This is a genomic window from Streptomyces turgidiscabies Car8 (genome assembly GCF_000331005.1).
Classification (GTDB): Bacteria; Actinomycetota; Actinomycetes; order Streptomycetales; family Streptomycetaceae; genus Streptomyces; species Streptomyces turgidiscabies.
The window spans coordinates 19,852-35,505 of sequence record NZ_AEJB01000377.1; the positions used below are offsets into that span (position 1 = coordinate 19,852).

At 66.5% G+C, this 15,654-nt stretch carries 15 protein-coding genes; 10 read left to right on the forward strand and 5 right to left on the reverse strand.

Annotation, left to right across the window (positions count from 1 at the left end):
- Positions 1–397: 397 nt before the first annotated feature.
- Positions 398–601, reverse strand: a complete 204-nt coding sequence (locus STRTUCAR8_RS52885; protein WP_143666474.1) for a hypothetical protein — start codon at positions 599–601, stop codon at positions 398–400.
- 743 nt (positions 602–1,344) lie between these two features.
- On the opposite strand from STRTUCAR8_RS52885, the gene STRTUCAR8_RS50325 reads away from it, so the two are divergent.
- On the forward strand, positions 1,345–1,899 hold the full coding sequence (locus STRTUCAR8_RS50325) for an Lsr2 family DNA-binding protein (RefSeq protein ID WP_063891241.1): 555 nt from the start codon (positions 1,345–1,347) through the stop codon (positions 1,897–1,899).
- A 57-nt stretch (positions 1,900–1,956) separates the two neighbouring features.
- Here STRTUCAR8_RS50325 and STRTUCAR8_RS28050 read toward each other — a convergent pair whose 3' ends face one another.
- Positions 1,957–2,730, reverse strand: a complete 774-nt coding sequence (locus tag STRTUCAR8_RS28050; RefSeq protein ID WP_044473020.1) for a helix-turn-helix domain-containing protein — start codon at positions 2,728–2,730, stop codon at positions 1,957–1,959.
- A 492-nt stretch (positions 2,731–3,222) separates the two neighbouring features.
- Entirely contained in the window at positions 3,223–3,999 is a 777-nt protein-coding gene (locus STRTUCAR8_RS28060) for a tyrosine-type recombinase/integrase (RefSeq protein WP_044473013.1), read from the reverse strand.
- On the opposite strand from STRTUCAR8_RS28060, the gene miaB reads away from it, so the two are divergent.
- Genes miaB through STRTUCAR8_RS28075 form a run of 3 tightly spaced genes read left to right on the forward strand, consistent with a single transcriptional unit; the run spans position 3,977 to position 6,554 of the window.
- Complete coding sequence (miaB, locus tag STRTUCAR8_RS28065) at positions 3,977–5,494, forward strand: tRNA (N6-isopentenyl adenosine(37)-C2)-methylthiotransferase MiaB (RefSeq protein ID WP_006379479.1); 1,518 nt, start codon at positions 3,977–3,979, stop codon at positions 5,492–5,494. The two genes, STRTUCAR8_RS28060 and miaB, sit on opposite strands and share 23 nt — an antisense overlap.
- A 36-nt stretch (positions 5,495–5,530) precedes the next feature.
- On the forward strand, positions 5,531–5,800 hold the full coding sequence (locus STRTUCAR8_RS28070) for a hypothetical protein (protein ID WP_006379456.1): 270 nt from the start codon (positions 5,531–5,533) through the stop codon (positions 5,798–5,800).
- A gap of 34 nt (positions 5,801–5,834) precedes the next feature.
- Positions 5,835–6,554, forward strand: coding sequence for a class III extradiol dioxygenase subunit B-like domain-containing protein (locus STRTUCAR8_RS28075; protein ID WP_006379454.1), 720 nt, complete (start codon positions 5,835–5,837; stop codon positions 6,552–6,554).
- A 97-nt stretch (positions 6,555–6,651) separates the two neighbouring features.
- On the opposite strand, the gene STRTUCAR8_RS28080 is transcribed toward STRTUCAR8_RS28075, so the two are convergent.
- Both STRTUCAR8_RS28080 and STRTUCAR8_RS28085 read right to left on the reverse strand, forming a co-directional pair.
- Positions 6,652–6,921: an antitoxin gene (locus tag STRTUCAR8_RS28080; RefSeq protein WP_006379476.1), complete on the reverse strand. Its 270-nt coding sequence runs from the start codon at positions 6,919–6,921 to the stop codon at positions 6,652–6,654.
- A gap of 23 nt (positions 6,922–6,944) precedes the next feature.
- Positions 6,945–7,220, reverse strand: a complete 276-nt coding sequence (locus STRTUCAR8_RS28085; protein WP_006379460.1) for a hypothetical protein — start codon at positions 7,218–7,220, stop codon at positions 6,945–6,947.
- A 181-nt stretch (positions 7,221–7,401) separates the two neighbouring features.
- On the opposite strand from STRTUCAR8_RS28085, the gene miaA reads away from it, so the two are divergent.
- From miaA to hflX, 6 genes are all read left to right on the forward strand, one after another.
- Positions 7,402–8,340 carry a tRNA (adenosine(37)-N6)-dimethylallyltransferase MiaA gene (miaA, locus tag STRTUCAR8_RS28090; protein WP_044473014.1) on the forward strand — a complete coding sequence of 313 codons (939 nt, stop codon included), beginning with the start codon at positions 7,402–7,404 and terminating at the stop codon, positions 8,338–8,340.
- 108 nt (positions 8,341–8,448) lie between these two features.
- Positions 8,449–8,940 (forward strand): hypothetical protein, encoded by a 492-nt coding sequence (locus tag STRTUCAR8_RS28095; RefSeq protein ID WP_006379465.1) that lies wholly within the window; start codon positions 8,449–8,451, stop codon positions 8,938–8,940.
- A 51-nt stretch (positions 8,941–8,991) separates the two neighbouring features.
- On the forward strand, positions 8,992–9,861 hold the full coding sequence (gene dapF, locus STRTUCAR8_RS28100; protein ID WP_006379470.1) for a diaminopimelate epimerase: 870 nt from the start codon (positions 8,992–8,994) through the stop codon (positions 9,859–9,861).
- A gap of 298 nt (positions 9,862–10,159) precedes the next feature.
- A complete protein-coding gene (locus STRTUCAR8_RS28105) occupies positions 10,160–12,376 on the forward strand; it encodes a RelA/SpoT family protein (RefSeq protein WP_044473015.1) in 2,217 nt (738 codons plus the stop codon).
- A 69-nt stretch (positions 12,377–12,445) separates the two neighbouring features.
- Positions 12,446–13,900 carry a M1 family metallopeptidase gene (locus tag STRTUCAR8_RS28110; protein WP_006379475.1) on the forward strand — a complete coding sequence of 485 codons (1,455 nt, stop codon included), beginning with the start codon at positions 12,446–12,448 and terminating at the stop codon, positions 13,898–13,900.
- A gap of 179 nt (positions 13,901–14,079) precedes the next feature.
- Positions 14,080–15,576, forward strand: a complete 1,497-nt coding sequence (hflX, locus tag STRTUCAR8_RS28115) for a GTPase HflX (protein ID WP_006379462.1) — start codon at positions 14,080–14,082, stop codon at positions 15,574–15,576.
- Positions 15,577–15,654: the final 78 nt, after the last annotated feature.

Below are 15,654 nucleotides of genomic sequence, written 5' to 3' on the forward strand. Positions count from 1 at the left end.
TTTCATTGTACCACAGTTTGTACCATCACGGGGAGGCCGGCACATTTGTACCATGGTTTGTACTAGGCTCCAACGTCGGCAAGGAAGGTGTGCCAGTCAAAGGGTTGGACTACGTCATGGTTCTTGTCTCTGTACCTCTTCCTCGAACCCCGCCGTTCTGTCTCGTAGTCGCTCCGACAGTTCTTGCACCACCAGTCGTATCCGTCTGTGCTTCTCTGAGCCATCCTGAATGAGGCAAGGGTCTTGTGACCCTCACACTTGCTGCATGTCTTTATCTCTTGCCTTTCTCTATCCTCTCGGCACACCTCTTGTGGTAGATGTCTTCGTTGATGACTACCCACTTTTCGCCAAGCGTCTTTCCCTTGTTGCATCTTGAGCATCTAACTGTTTTTCCCAATTACCTCTTCTTCTCCTTGACTATGATGACGTGCTTGCATCCTTCCGCCTTCTTCTTGTCGTAACCTTTGCTCTTACCTAGGTGGTAAGCAGAGATGACCAACCCGGCAATTATCAACAGTTCCATGTTCTTCTCCTTGTTATTAGTTGTCTCCTTAAGCTTGCGGGGCAAAGCCCCGCCGTGCGGCATGGCCGCACGCGTCATCTCTTCTTAGGTCTCTTGCTTGTTTTCTTAGCTGTCTTTCTAAATTCAGTGTTAGTCATCCTTGTTCTTACTTCCTCATCGTTGCAGTTGAGGTGAGCGAAGAACATTCGACCATCCCATGTGAAGCAAGCTTCATCCTTGTAAACCATCCTTGAGCAGAGCGAGCAGAAAGTCTTGTACTTGCTTACTGCCTTGTATTCTGTTCCATCAAAACCTAGTGTCTTCATTCCTTGTTACCTTCTATCTTGTTTTTGGACATACGAATTCCCTAGACCAGTCATCCTGGTTAGAGAAGTTGTTCTCTGCTTCTTATCCTTACTTCAAAGCAGCGGCTACCGTTTGTCTCGTCTGCTTTGACCTACCCTGGGCTAAGTGGGGTTCCAAGGACTTTTCAAGTTGGAACCGGTGTGCCTGTCATTTCAGGTCCGAAGTCTGCCCGTATTGCTATTAAGTTGTTGAGGCATAGAAAAGGCCCCCGGTGGGACTAGCACCGAGGGCCAAGCTTCAAGTTCTTGGGTATCTCCTAACGTCTAGTCCACGTTGTTTCAACTACTACTACCTTACCATCTAGGGTCCCTTATGTCCAATTCAGGCGGCCCGTTTTGGTCGCTAGCGTGTAGTGCTTAAAAAGTTTTTTCTGGCTCTTCCTGCCACCTCTTGCTCACTACTTCTATTCTAACATCCGGCACTGACAATGAGGCTGCGTGCTACCCTCTTGCCACCAAGAACAGAGGGGAAGCCACATGGCGACCAATGCAGTGCCGGTAACCGCAGACCAGAAGGATGAGCCTGGGGTCAAAGAGACACAGGCTTACGTCGATGGCATCGGTAACCTGACTGTCTACGTCAAGGTCTCTACGACGGACGATGTGGACGGCAAGACCACTGAGGACGTACAGACCCTCAAGCTTTCTGTTCCCGTAGAGGAAGAGGAAGAGGTAGAAGAGCTTGATGCCGAGGGTGACCCCATCAAGAACGAAGATGGTTCTACCAAGCTCAAGGTAGAGAAGTACTACAAGACCGTTCACTATGAGGTGGACTTGGGCAAGGTGAGCCGAGACAAGCTCGAAAAGGCTCTTGCCCCGTTCCTCAAGAACGCGCGTGAAGCTCAGGCGCCTGTCATCCGTGGCGCTCAGGCAACGCTTACGGCCCCCAAGGGAAAGAGCCCTCACGACCTTGACGCTATTCGCGCATGGGCCAAGGGTGCCGGACACGAGGTAAAGGACAGGGGCCGTATCGCCTCCACCATCATTGAGGCGTACTACCGCAGCACCGGTAAGACCAACCCGGATGCATAGCTAGCAAAAGCTAAAGGGCCCTAAGCGACTAAACGCTTAGGGCCCTTTGTCTTGCCTTCATGCTTCTGGTCGGGTGTTCCACTTCTCAAGTGCTTGTTTGTTGGTGTTGGCGTCTTTGAATTCCAGTATCCACGGACCCGTGTTCACGTCGAATTCCTTGCCGAACCCCAACCACTTGCCGACCATGCGCCTTCCAGTGGGCTCAATGAGCATCTGAATGGCACCGTGATACCTAGCCCCTGCGTAGTAACCCTCAGAGGCAGTCTCCTCAAGCCAAGTCCCTGTGACTACGTTCCCATCAAGGGTCAAGTCCATGGTGAGAGGAGAATTGGGGTTGAGAGAGGCGTTAGGTAGAGACCTAACCGTGAGCTTGTTGCCATGCTGCAAGAGCACGACGTAATGAAGCCCCGTGAACGTCTCGTCACGTCCGCTTGAGAAGAATTCGTAGCGGCTCAGCCAGATACCCGAATAGTTGCCGTTCGGTGTCCTGGTAGCTGTCTGAGCCGTTGGTGTGGTCGAGCTGGGGGACGTTGCCGACGATGGCTCAAGGTCATGACCCCCGTGCCCGTCGTCTGAGACCCGCGCGGTCGGCACAGGGGCCGTGAACCCCAGAGCATCGATGGGAAGCCCTGTGACCCTCTCCAGAGCCCTTGCGTAGACCGGTCGGGGTGCTGCTGTCGTCCCGCCCTCCCAGCGCTGTACGAGCCGCTTGTTGGCGTCGTTGGGTTCCCCTGCTTGCTGGCCAGCCTCACGGATGGCTCGGGCTAGGTCGTCTTGGCTCATGAGCAAGCCCATGCGGACAGCTCGGAGCTTGGCGTTCGGTGTCTTCATGGTCATCACGGTAGCCCTGTGACGGCGACAATGACACCGGTTTGACGCCCTGTTTGACGTCGCTCTGACGCCTTGTCAGACGTCGCGGTTAGTTGTAATGGCTCGATAGCCCAAGTGTCATGCCCAGTCGCTACGTCCCCACCATGACCCCCGACCAACGTCTATGGGTCATCCTCGACTTGGAGCTGTGGGCTTACTGCACGCTCCCTGACAAGGATGACCCGTCATCCCTCCTGCCTCTCGAATGGAATTCCCGTCCGGCTGCTGAGGCTTGGCTTCAGAAGTGCTACCAGCATTGGCAGTCATGGGAAGCCAAGACCAACCCTCGGCACAAGGACGTGCCGCTTGGGTGGCGTCCTTACAGGGACATTCCCTCACCTTGGGAAGGAGACCCGGACCTAGACAAGAGAGATGTAGCCGCTATCTGGCTCTGAACATCAGAAGGCCCCGGTTTCCCTTGGGAAACCGGGGCATTCGGGTGTTTGCTGCATGTCAGCGGCCAAATATGTCATCAACGATGTCGGGTCTGTCTTTGCCGGTGAACTGTGTGTAGAAGTCCAACGTCGTCTTGATGTCACTGTGGCGTAGCTGCTTCTGTGCTGCCTTGGGTGAGACCTTGTTCTTGGCTAGCTGTGTGGCGTACCAGTGCCTCAGCATGTGCGGGTTGACGTGAACCCCGACTTTCTTGCCGTACCGCCACAGGCTCTCGCGTACGGCCCCGGTTGTGACTGTCTCAGGCTTGTGAGCCTTTACACGCTCTGCGAGCCACCTAGGGATAACCACATCCCCTTGGGTCTTGCTCAAAACCAAGTGGTCCATGTCATCCCTTTGCCGGGTGACTTTGAGGATGTTCCCCTTGAGGTCTTTTGGCGTGATGGCTACAGCCTCACCGATACGCAGACCGCCGTACATCATGAGCAACCCATAGAATTCAAAGGGCGACATCATGAGGATGAACCGAAGCGTCTCTTCCGTGGGGAGGTCGTATTCCCTCGGCACTGCCTTGGGAATTTTCAGTCCCTTGATGCCCGGAAGCTCATCCCGGAAGATGGCACGTAGTGCGACTGTGTACTTACGGCGCGTGTTGATGTTGGTGACCGTCTCCAGTGTGGAGAACAGCAGTTGGAGAGACAGAGCGCTCATCGGGGTCTCGTGCAGTCCCAGCAGCCTGAGAGCTTGCATGTAAGACCGAACGGTAGACTGGCGCACCATGCGGTTGGCCAGCGTTGATGAGGCGAATTCCCCGATGGTTACTTCTGAGGTGGACACCCAGGAACCTCCACGTTCCTACGAAGTGCGCACCTACGGGTGCCAGATGAACGTCCACGATTCCGAGCGATTGTCCGGTCTGCTGGAGAACGCCGGTTATGTGCGTGCGCCCAAGGATGCGGACGGTGACGCGGACGTCGTCGTCTTCAACACCTGCGCCGTGCGCGAGAACGCCGACAACAAGCTGTACGGCAACCTCGGCCGGCTCGCCCCGATGAAGACGAAGCGTCCCGGGATGCAGATCGCCGTGGGCGGCTGTCTCGCGCAGAAGGACCGCGACACCATCGTGAAGCGGGCGCCCTGGGTGGACGTCGTCTTCGGTACGCACAACATCGGCAAGCTGCCCGTCCTCCTCGAACGCGCGCGCGTGCAGGAAGAGGCGCAGGTCGAGATCGCCGAGTCGCTGGAGGCGTTCCCGTCGACGCTGCCCACGCGGCGCGAGAGCGCGTACGCGGCCTGGGTGTCGATCTCCGTCGGCTGCAACAACACGTGCACCTTCTGTATCGTCCCGGCCCTGCGCGGCAAGGAGAAGGACCGCCGTACCGGCGACATCCTCGCCGAGATCGAGGCGCTGGTCGGCGAGGGCGTCTCCGAGATCACCCTGCTCGGCCAGAACGTCAACGCGTACGGCTCCGACATCGGTGACCGTGAGGCCTTCAGCAAGCTGCTGCGGGCCTGCGGGAAGATCGACGGCCTGGAGCGCGTCCGCTTCACATCCCCGCACCCCCGCGACTTCACCGACGACGTCATCGCCGCGATGGCCGAGACCCCGAACGTGATGCCGCAGCTCCACATGCCCATGCAGTCCGGCTCGGACACGATCCTCAAGGCCATGCGCCGCTCGTACCGCCAGGACCGGTACCTGGGGATCATCGAGAAGGTGCGGGCGGCCATCCCGCACGCGGCGATCACCTCCGACATCATCGTGGGCTTCCCCGGCGAGACCGAGGAGGACTTCGAGCAGACGATGCACGCGGTGCGTCAGGCGCGATTCGCGCAGGCGTTCACCTTCCAGTACTCCAAGCGGCCCGGCACGCCTGCCGCCACCATGGAGAACCAGATCCCCAAGGAGGTCGTCCAGGAGCGTTATCTGCGCCTCGCCGCCCTCCAGGAGGAGATCTCCTGGGACGAGAACAAGAAGCAGATCGGCCGCACCGTGGAGCTGATGGTCGCCGAGGGCGAGGGCCGTAAGGACGGCGCCACCCACCGGCTCTCCGGCCGTGCCCCCGACAACCGCCTGGTCCACTTCACCAAGCCGGACATCCCCGTGCGCCCCGGGGACGTGGTGACGGTCGAGATCACGTACGCCGCCCCGCACCACCTCCTCGCCGAGGGCGCCGTCCTGGGCGTGCGTCCCACGCGCGCGGGTGACGCCTGGGAGAAACGCAACACCGCGGAGGCCGCGAAGCCCGCGGGCGTCATGCTCGGCCTGCCGGGGATCGGGGCTCCGGCTCCGCTGCCGGTGGCCGCCGGAAGCGGCTGCGGCTGCGACTGACGTCCTGGCACAATACGGACAGGGAAGGAGCACCACATGTTGCCGTACAGCGTCGCGTTCACCGAACAGGCCGCCCAAGTGCGCGACAGCCTGACCGCCGACAGGCGCGACCTGCTGGAGCGTGGCCTGGCCATACTGTCGACCGACCCGCGGCACAAGCTCTCCCACTCCGTCCTCGGCGACGAGTCCACGCGTGGACTCGCCCTGTCGCGCAATCTCTTCATCGAGTACGTGATCAGTGAGGGCAAGCTCGTGGTTCTCCTGCTGACGGTCATCGACCTGACCGACGTGCTCTTCGAGGACTGACACCGGGTCGTCCTCCGGGGTTACGCTGCCGATCATGCTTGTCGCCGCCGCCGTCTGCCCCTGTCCGCCCCTCCTCGTGCCCGACGTGGCCGCGGGCGCCGCCCCCGAGCTGGACGCCGCCCGCATCGCCTGTACGGACGCGCTGGGCGTTCTCGCGGCCTCCCGCCCCGACCGGCTGCTCGTCGTCGGCCCCGCCGGACAGAGCGGACGCGGACCGCACCCGGCGGGGACGCGGGGCTCGTTCCGCGGTTTCGGGGTCGACCTCGACGTGACGCTGGGCGCCGGGGCCGCCGGAGGGCCGGCGGCGGAACGGGAGCTGCCCCCGGCACTCGCCGTCGCCGCGTGGCTGCTGGAGCGGACCGGCTGGTCGGAGGCGCCCGTGGAGGGGCTGGGCGTGGGGGAGCCGCTGGCGGCCGAGCGGTGCGTCGAGGTCGGCAGGGGGATCGGCGTGCAGCCGGAGAGGGTGGCTCTGCTCGTGATGGGCGACGCCAGCGCGTGCCGCACGCTCAAGTCGCCGGGGTACCTGGACGAGCGGGCCGTCGGATTCGACGCCGGGGTCGCGCGGGCGCTGGGGTCGGCGGACGTATCGGCGCTCAAGGCGCTGGACGCGGAACTGGCGTACGAGCTGAAGGCCTCGGGCCGGGCGCCCTGGCAGGTCCTCGCGGGCGCCGCCGAGAACACCGGCCTCGCGGGCACGCTGCTCTACGAGGACGCGCCGTACGGCGTCGGGTACGTGGTCGCGGCCTGGTCGTAGCGGCGCCGACGCGGCTCTCGCCCGACACGGCGGACGGCCGGGAGCGTGTCGCTCCGCAGCCGTCCGTCGATGTGTGTCGTGCTGTCGTGCGCGCCCGTCAGGAAGTCGGCGGCGGCGCGTCCGGCGGTGGCGTGAACCTGTCGTCCGGGGTGCCGCCGTCCCTGTGGGCGAGTCGGTCCACGGCGCCCTTGGCCTTGCCGGTGCCCGTATGGATCTTGTCGCTGTACTTGCCCTTGGTCTTCTCGTCGACCACCTTCGCGGCCTTGTCGAGACCCCGCTCGATCTGGCCCTCGTGCTGGTGCGCGAAGTCCGCGACCTTCTCCTTGGCCGGGGCGAGCTTCGCCTTCAGATTGTCCAGCAGACCCATGGTTCGCCTTCCCTCGCGGGCAGTTACTTGCGGGCGCCCTCACCGGCCTCGCTGTCGGCGGCCTCCTCGGCGGACTGCTGCTTGGGAATCTCCACAGCCTCGGTGGTAGGTACGGCCACGGCTTCCGTCTTCTCCGCCGTGATCTCCGTCTCGGCACCGCTGCCGGCCTCGTGAGACTCCTTCGCCGCTTCCGTCTCCTCCGCCGCCGGCTCGTCCGTCACGACGACGGACTGCTCATCGGCGGTCGAGGCCTCCTCCGTGGTCTTCGACCGTCCGAGAAGCCGTGCAAAAACACCCATATCCACTCCATACGTTACTCGTGCGGGCGAAATCCCGCGTAGCCCGGTGCGTCCGTTTGCGTCGCCCCCGTCACCGCCTCCCGAATCCGGCGGCGCGAACCTCGCAACTGGCAACGACCACGGACCCCCGCCGTCACGTCGCTCGTTCGAGGAGGGGTCGAGGGTTTGCGAGACTGTGGCGGTGAGCAGCGCAGCCCCCACCCCACGAGTCATCGCCGTCGTCGGCCCCACCGCGGCCGGAAAGTCCGATCTGGGCGTCTTTCTCGCTCAGCGTCTCGGCGGCGAGGTCGTCAACGCCGACTCGATGCAGCTCTACCGAGGGATGGACATCGGCACGGCCAAGTTGACGCCCGAGGAGCGCGGGGGCATCCCGCACCATCTTCTGGACATCTGGGAAGTGACCGTCGCGGCGAGCGTCGCCGAGTACCAGCGCCTCGCCCGTGAGCGGATCGACGCGCTGCTCGCCGAGGGGCGCTGGCCGGTCCTCGTCGGCGGCTCCGGCCTGTACGTCCGGGCCGCAGTCGACAACCTGGAGTTCCCCGGCACCGACCCCGAGGTCAGGGGCCGCCTGGAGGAGGAGCTCACCCTGCGCGGCTCCGGCGCCCTGCACGCCCGGCTGGCCGCCGCCGATCCGGAGGCCGCGCAGGCGATCCTGCCCAGTAACGGCCGCCGTATCGTCCGGGCGCTGGAGGTCATCGAGATCACCGGCAAGCCGTTCACCGCCAACCTGCCGGGCCATGACTCCGTGTACGACACCGTGCAGATCGGCGTCGACGTGTCCCGTCCCGAGCTGGACGAGCGCATCGCCCGGCGGGTCGACCGGATGTGGGCGGCGGGGCTCGTGGACGAGGTGCGCGCGCTGGAGGCGCACGGCCTGCGCGAGGGGCTCACGGCATCGCGCGCGCTGGGCTACCAGCAGGTGCTCGCGGCGCTCGCCGGGGAGTGCGGTGAGGACGACGCGCGGGCCGAGACCGTACGCGCCACCAAGCGCTTCGCGCGCCGTCAGGATTCGTGGTTCAGGCGCGATCCCCGGGTGCACTGGTTGAGTGGGGCTGCGGCGGATCTCACAGAACTTCCGCACCTCGCACTGGCGTTGCTCGAACGACCGGTCACAGCCTGATCACGTCATGGCATCGGGACGCTCCAGCCGTCATCCAGGCCTCCGGCGCCGTGCCATCATCGAGCTTCGATCGACCAAGTGGAGTCCGAGTTGGGAGGGCGCGTGGCGATGGAGGCCGGCCCTCGCGACACCGCACAAGGCGCGGGACACGTCACCGGTGACGGTGGCGAAGCGGAACAGGGCGAGGATCGTCTGAGCCCGGACGGGCCCGACGAGACACAGGGCGGCGTGACCGCCGACGGACCCGGACCGGACGAGATGTTCCTCGGACCCGAGGTCGAGGTCGAGCTGCGACCGCAGCGCCGTCTGCGCATCTGGCAGCTCGCTCCGATCGTGGTCCTGGCAGCGCTCGGTTCCCTGATGTTCGCCTTCCCGCTGGCGTTCGACTTCGGCGACAGCGGAGCCGTGATCGCCATGCTGGGGCTGCTCATCTGCTCCTGCGCCGCCGGCTGGGGAATGATGGCCGCGCGTCGGGTCGGTTACACGGCTCCGGGGCTCGGCGAGGACCACCGGCGAGACTGGCGGGTCGTGTCGGCGTACGTCGTGACAGTGGTCGTGGTCATCGGCCTCGCCGTATGGCGGGTCGCCCGGCTGCGCTAGCCCTGCCGTCACGCCGGACGGACTGGAAGTGGCACCCCGTACGATCGGGGAATGAGCACGCGGATCGCCTTCCTCAAGGGCCACGGGACCGAGAACGACTTCGTGATCGTCCCCGACCCCGAGAACGTCATCGACCTCACCCCGGCCGCCGTCGCCACCCTGTGCGACCGGCGTGCGGGCATCGGGGGTGACGGACTGCTGCACGTCGTGCGGTCCGCCGCGCATCCCGAGGCGAAGGGCATGGCGGCCGAGGCGGAGTGGTTCATGGACTACCGCAACGGCGACGGCTCCGTCGCGGAGATGTGCGGCAACGGGGTGCGGGTCTTCGCGCGCTACCTCCAGCGGGCCGGACAGGTGTCCGAGGGGGACCTCAAGGTCGCCACGCGCGGGGGCGTGAAGAGCGTGCACCTCGCCAAGGAGGGCGACGTCACCGTCGGTATGGGCAAGGCACTCCTCCCCGAAGGGGAGGTGGTGGTGCGGGTGGGCGAGCGCAGCTGGCCCGCGCGGAACGTGAACATGGGCAACCCGCACGCGATCGCCTTCGTGGACGACCTCGCGCACGCGGGCGACCTGTTCACCGCGCCGCCGGTCAGCCCGGCCTCCGTGTACCCGGACGGCGTCAACGTCGAGTTCGTGGTCGACCGTGGCCCGCGGCATGTCGCGCTGCGCGTGCACGAGCGCGGGGCCGGCGAGACCCGCTCGTGCGGTACGGGCGCCTGTGCCGTCGCCGTGGCCACCGCCCGGCGCGACGGCGCCGACCCGGCCGTGACCGGAACCCCGGTGACGTACACCGTCGATGTGCCCGGCGGACGCCTCGTGATCACCGAGCGGGCCGACGGCGAGATCGAGATGACCGGGCCCGCGGTGATCGTCGCCGAGGGCGAGATCGACGCGGAGTGGCTGGAAAGCACGGTGATCTGAAGTGGTCGATGACCGGGTATCGCAGCCTGCTGGCGATGTGGACTGCGGAAACGTAGCCCTTGAGGCCCGGTAGAGCTCGAATCGACGTGGAATCCCAGCTCGCTCGGCTTGAAAACGCGGTCTCCCGAAACGTCGCTCGAATGGGTGATCCGTTTCACGCTCGACGAGAGGTGGTCAGTCGCGCGTGGTGGGCTCGGTAGCATCAAGCACCGGCCCGGACGGGGGAACAACGCCATCCCCTGAGCCGCCGTCCGCCATGGGGCATCCCGTCCGCCGGTCCAGGTAGCCGGAGGTGCCCATGAGTGCGGAGGCCACGAATCCCGCGAGCCCAGGTGCTGTGACGTCCTCGCCGAAGCTCGCGGCCTCGCCGGAACAGGACGGGCCCCCGTCGCCCCGTCGACGGACCCGCCCCCGGATCGACCTGCGCCGACTGGGCAGAGCGGCGTTCCTCGGCTCCGCGACCCGCGACCGGCTGCCCGACGCCATCGGCCACGTCGTCGAGGCGCACCGTGCCCACCATCCCGACGCCGACCTCGAACCGCTGCGCCGGGCCTACGTCCTGGCCGAGTCCTCGCACCGAGGCCAGATGCGCAAGAGCGGCGAGCCGTACATCACGCACCCGCTCGCCGTGACCCTGATCCTGGCCGAACTCGGCGCCGAGACCACGACCTTGACGGCGTCTCTGCTCCACGACACCGTCGAGGACACGGACGTGACGCTGGATCAGGTCGGCGAGGAGTTCGGCGCCGAGGTCCGCTACATCGTCGACGGGGTCACCAAGCTGGAGAAGGTCGACTACGGCACCGCCGCCGAGCCCGAGACCTTCCGCAAGATGCTCGTCGCCACCGGGAACGACGTCCGCGTGATGTCGATCAAACTGGCCGACCGCCTGCACAACATGCGCACCCTGGGCGTGATGCGCCCCGAGAAACAGGAGCGCATCGCCAAGGTGACCCGGGACGTGCTCATCCCGCTCGCCGAACGCCTCGGTGTCCAGGCGCTCAAGACCGAACTGGAAGACCTGGTCTTCGCGATCCTGCACCCCGAGGAGTACCAGCACACCCGGGAACTGATCGTCGACAACGCGTCCCGCGCGGACGACCCGCTGGCCGAGATCGCCGACGAGGTACGCGCCGTACTGCGCGACTCGGGAATCCAGGCCGAAGTCCTCATCCGGCCACGGCACTTCGTGTCCCTGCACCGGGCGTCACGCAAACGCGGCCGGCTGCGCGGCTCCGACTTCGGGCGGGTCCTGGTACTCGTCAACGAGGACGCCGACTGCTACGGCGTACTGGGCGAACTCCACACCTGTATGACGCCCGTCGTCTCGGAGTTCAAGGACTTCATCGCCGTCCCCAAGTTCAACCTGTACCAGTCGCTGCACACCGCCGTCGCCCGTGCGGACGGCCAGGTCGCCGAAGTACTCATCCGCACCCACCAGATGCACAAGGCCGCCGAGGCCGGCGTCATCGCGCTCGGCAATCCCTACGCTCCTCCTTCGGAGGAGCAGTCAGGCAGCGACAGGGCGCAGACCGACCCCGACGGCGAGCGCGTCGACCCCACCCGGCCCGGCTGGCTGTCCCGTCTCCTCGACTGGCAGGAGGCCGCGCCCGACCCCGACACCTTCTGGTCGACCCTGCGCGAGGACCTGGCCCAGGACCGCGAGATCACCGTCTTCCGGGCCGACGGGGGCTCGTTGGGGCTGCCCGAGGGCGCGAGTTGCGTGGACGCCGCGTACGCGCAGTACGGCGAAGACGCGCACGCCTGTATCGGCGCCCGGGTCAACGGCCGGCTGGCGACGCTGAGCACGGTCCTGCGGGACGGCGACACGGTCCAGCTCCTCATGGGGCAGGACCCGGCCTCCGAGCCCTCCAGGGAGTGGCTGGAGCACGCCCGCACGCCCGTCGCCAGGATCGCCATCCAGCGCTGGCTGGCCGCCCACCCGACACACGACGATCCGGCGCACGGGCCCGAGTCCTCCGGCGACCCCGCCGACGCCGAGGCCGCCCGCGCGGCCGTCGACGCCCGCCCCGCCCAGGACGGCTCCGACGCGTCCCCGGCGGCCGCGACCGCCGTCGTCGACCAGCCCGGCGCGACCGTACGGCTGGCGGGCTGCTGTACGCCCGTACCGCCCGACGAGATCACCGGCTTCGCCGTACGCGGGGGAGTGGTGACCGTCCACCGGGTGGAGTGCTCCGGGGTGGCGCACATGAAGAGCACCGGGCGCGCGGAGGTCGGTGTGCACTGGGGGGACACCACCGAGGCCCGGGTCACCCTGGTCGCCGAATCGTTCGGGCGGCCCCATCTGCTGGCCGACCTCACCGAAGCCATCGCCCTGGAGGGCGTCGCCATCGTCTCGGCGACCGTCGAACCCCCCAGCCAGCAGCGCGTACGCCACACCTACACGCTCCAACTCTCCGACGCCGCGCACCTTCCGGCCCTCATGCGGGCCATGCGCAACGTGCCGGGCGTGTACGACGTGAGCCGGGCGCAGCATCACGTGGCGGTTCCCTGAGGTACCCGTTCGGGTGGGCCCGGCGCGAGTCGCCGCCCACCGGCGGGCGGGCGCTGGTAGCGATGGTGCATGCTGCTCAACCCCCGTACCCGGTTCACGTCGGCGCTGCTCGCCTCCGCCGTCTCCGTCTGCCTCGTCGCCGCGAGTGCACCCGCGGCCCCCCTGGGTGTCGGCGACCGCCTCTTCCCGCACCTGGGCAACCCCGGGTACGACGTGGCGTCGTACGACCTCGCCTTCAGCTATCCGGGAACCAACAGCAAGCCGCTGTCCGCCGTCACGACCATCGACGCCTGGACGACCACCCCCCTCGAACAGATCAACCTCGACTTCTCCCACGGCACGGTCGCCTCGGTCGACGTCGACGGGGAGCCGGCGTCGTTCACCAGCGCCGACGAGGACCTGGTGGTGACGCCCCGGGCGCCGCTGCCCGCCGGGAGCTGGATGCGGATCACCGTGCGGCACACCAGCGACCCGGTGTCGCCGGCCGGCCGGGACGGCGGCTGGGTGCGCACGAACGACGGGCTCGCGATGGCCAACCAGGCCGATGTCGCCCACCTGGTGTTCCCGTGCAACGACCACCCCTCCGACAAGGCGATGTTCACCATCAGGGTCACCGCACCCAACGGCTACACGGCCGTGGCCAACGGTCTGCCCACCGGCGTCGACCGGGTCGGTACGGCCACGACCTGGACGTACCGCACCCAGCACCCCATGGCCACCGAGCTGGCCCAGGTGTCCGTCGGCCGCTCCACCGTGGTGCACCGCGCCGGACCGCACGGGCTGCCGGTCCGCGACGTCGTCCCCACCAAGGACCGCGCGCTGCTGGAGCCGTGGCTGAAGAAGACGCCCGCGCAGATCGAGTGGCTGGAGAGCAAGATCGGCCGCTATCCGTTCGAGACGTACGGGCTGCTCATCGCCCAGGCGTCGACCGGCTTCGAACTGGAGACACAGACACTCTCTCTCTTCGAGAGAGACCTGTTCACCGAGCCCGCGTACCCCGCCTGGTACGTCGACTCGATCATGGTGCACGAACTGTCCCACCAGTGGTTCGGCGACAGCGTCAGCCCCCGCACCTGGTCCGACCTGTGGCTCAACGAAGGACACGCCACCTGGTACGAGGCCCTGTACGCCGAGGAGAAGGCGGGCCGGAAACTGGTGGACCGGATGAAGGCGGCGTACGGGGCCTCCGACCGCTGGCGGGCCGCCGGCGGACCACCGGCCGCCCCCAAGGAGCCCAAGCCCGGCCAGAAGATCGGTATCTTCCGCCCCAACGTCTACGACGGCGCCGCCCTCGCCCTCTACGCCCTGCGCCAGGAGATCGGTGCCCCGGCGTTCGCGCGGGTGGAGGAAGCATGGGTGGGCCTCCACAAGGACGGCGTCGCCGGAACCGCCGATTTCGAGCGCCTCGCCTCCGACATCGCCGGGCGTGATCTGAGCACGTTCTTCCAGGCCTGGCTGTACGCGGAGAAGACACCGCCGATGCCCGGGCACCCTGACTGGAAGTCCGTCGCGCCCCCGGCATAGTGCCGCGAAATAACACCGTGACGAGACGGGGCGTGCCGTGCGACCATCTTCAGGTCGGCGGCGCTGCCCCCGGCCCCACAGGACGGGTTCCGGGAATCTCCCGGGACGCTCGTGCGTTGTGCTCGATGACGGGGCTCGCCCCGTCACCGCACACGGAACCCCATCGACGTAAGGACCCAATGACCTCCTCTTCTTCCCCTTCCCAGGACACTGAGCGCTTCGCGCACGCCTACCCCGAAGGTCTTCGGGCCGATGCCCTGATGGAAGAGGACGTCGCCTGGAGCCACGAGATCGACGGAGACCGGGACGGCGACCAGTTCGACCGCTCCGAGCGCGCGGCCCTGCGCCGCGTGGCGGGCCTCTCCACCGAACTCGAGGACGTCACCGAGGTCGAGTACCGCCAGCTCCGCCTGGAGCGGGTCGTGCTCGTCGGCGTGTGGACCACGGGGACCATCAGGGACGCGGACAACTCGCTCGCCGAGCTGGCCGCCCTCGCGGAGACCGCCGGCGCGCTCGTGCTCGACGGGGTCGTCCAGCGCCGTGACAAGCCCGACGCGGCCACCTACATCGGCTCCGGCAAGGCCAACGAGCTGCGGGACATCGTCCTCGAAACGGGCGCGGACACCGTCATCTGCGACGGTGAGCTGAGCCCGGGCCAGCTGATCCACCTCGAAGACGTCGTCAAGGTCAAGGTCATCGACCGTACGGCCCTGATCCTCGACATCTTCGCCCAGCACGCCAAGTCCCGGGAGGGCAAGGCGCAGGTCGCGCTCGCGCAGATGCAGTACATGCTGCCGAGGCTCCGCGGCTGGGGCCAGTCGCTGTCCCGTCAGATGGGCGGCGGCAAGGGCGGCGGCCTCGCCACCCGTGGTCCCGGTGAGACCAAGATCGAGACGGACCGGCGCCGGATCCGCGAGAAGATGGCGAAGATGCGCCGGGAGATCGCGGAGATGAAGACCGGCCGCGAGATCAAGCGCCAGGAGCGCCGCCGCAACAAGGTGCCCTCGGTCGCCATCGCCGGTTACACCAACGCCGGCAAGTCCTCGCTGCTCAACCGCCTCACAGGCGCCGGCGTGCTGGTCGAGAACTCCCTGTTCGCGACCCTCGACCCGACCGTGCGCCGGGCCGAGACCCCGAGCGGACGGCTGCACACGCTGACCGACACCGTCGGTTTTGTACGGCACCTGCCGCACCACCTGGTCGAGGCGTTCCGCTCCACGATGGAGGAGGTCGGCGACGCCGACCTGATCCTGCACGTGGTCGACGGTTCGCATCCGGTACCGGAGGAGCAGCTGGCCGCCGTACGCGAGGTCATCAGGGACGTCGGCGCCACCGGCGTACCCGAGATCGTCGTGATCAACAAGGCGGACGCGGCGGACCCGCTGACGCTCCAGCGGCTGATGCGGATGGAGACGCGTTCCATCGCGGTGTCCGCCCGCACCGGTCAGGGCATCGACGAACTGCTCGCACTGATCGACAACGAGCTGCCCCGGCCCTCGGTCGAGATCGAGGCGCTCGTGCCGTACACCCACGGCCAGTTGGTCGCCCGTGCGCACACCGACGGCGAGGTGATCTCCGAGGAGCACACCGCGGAGGGCACGCTGCTCAAGGCGCGGGTGCACGAGGAGTTGGCGGCGGAACTGGCACCGTACGTTCCGGCGGCAGCGGTGCTCTAGGCTCCGCCGGTTCGGTGGATCGTTGTCTGCGGGTGCGTTGTGGCTGGTCGCGCAGTTCCCCGCGCCCCTGAAGTAGGC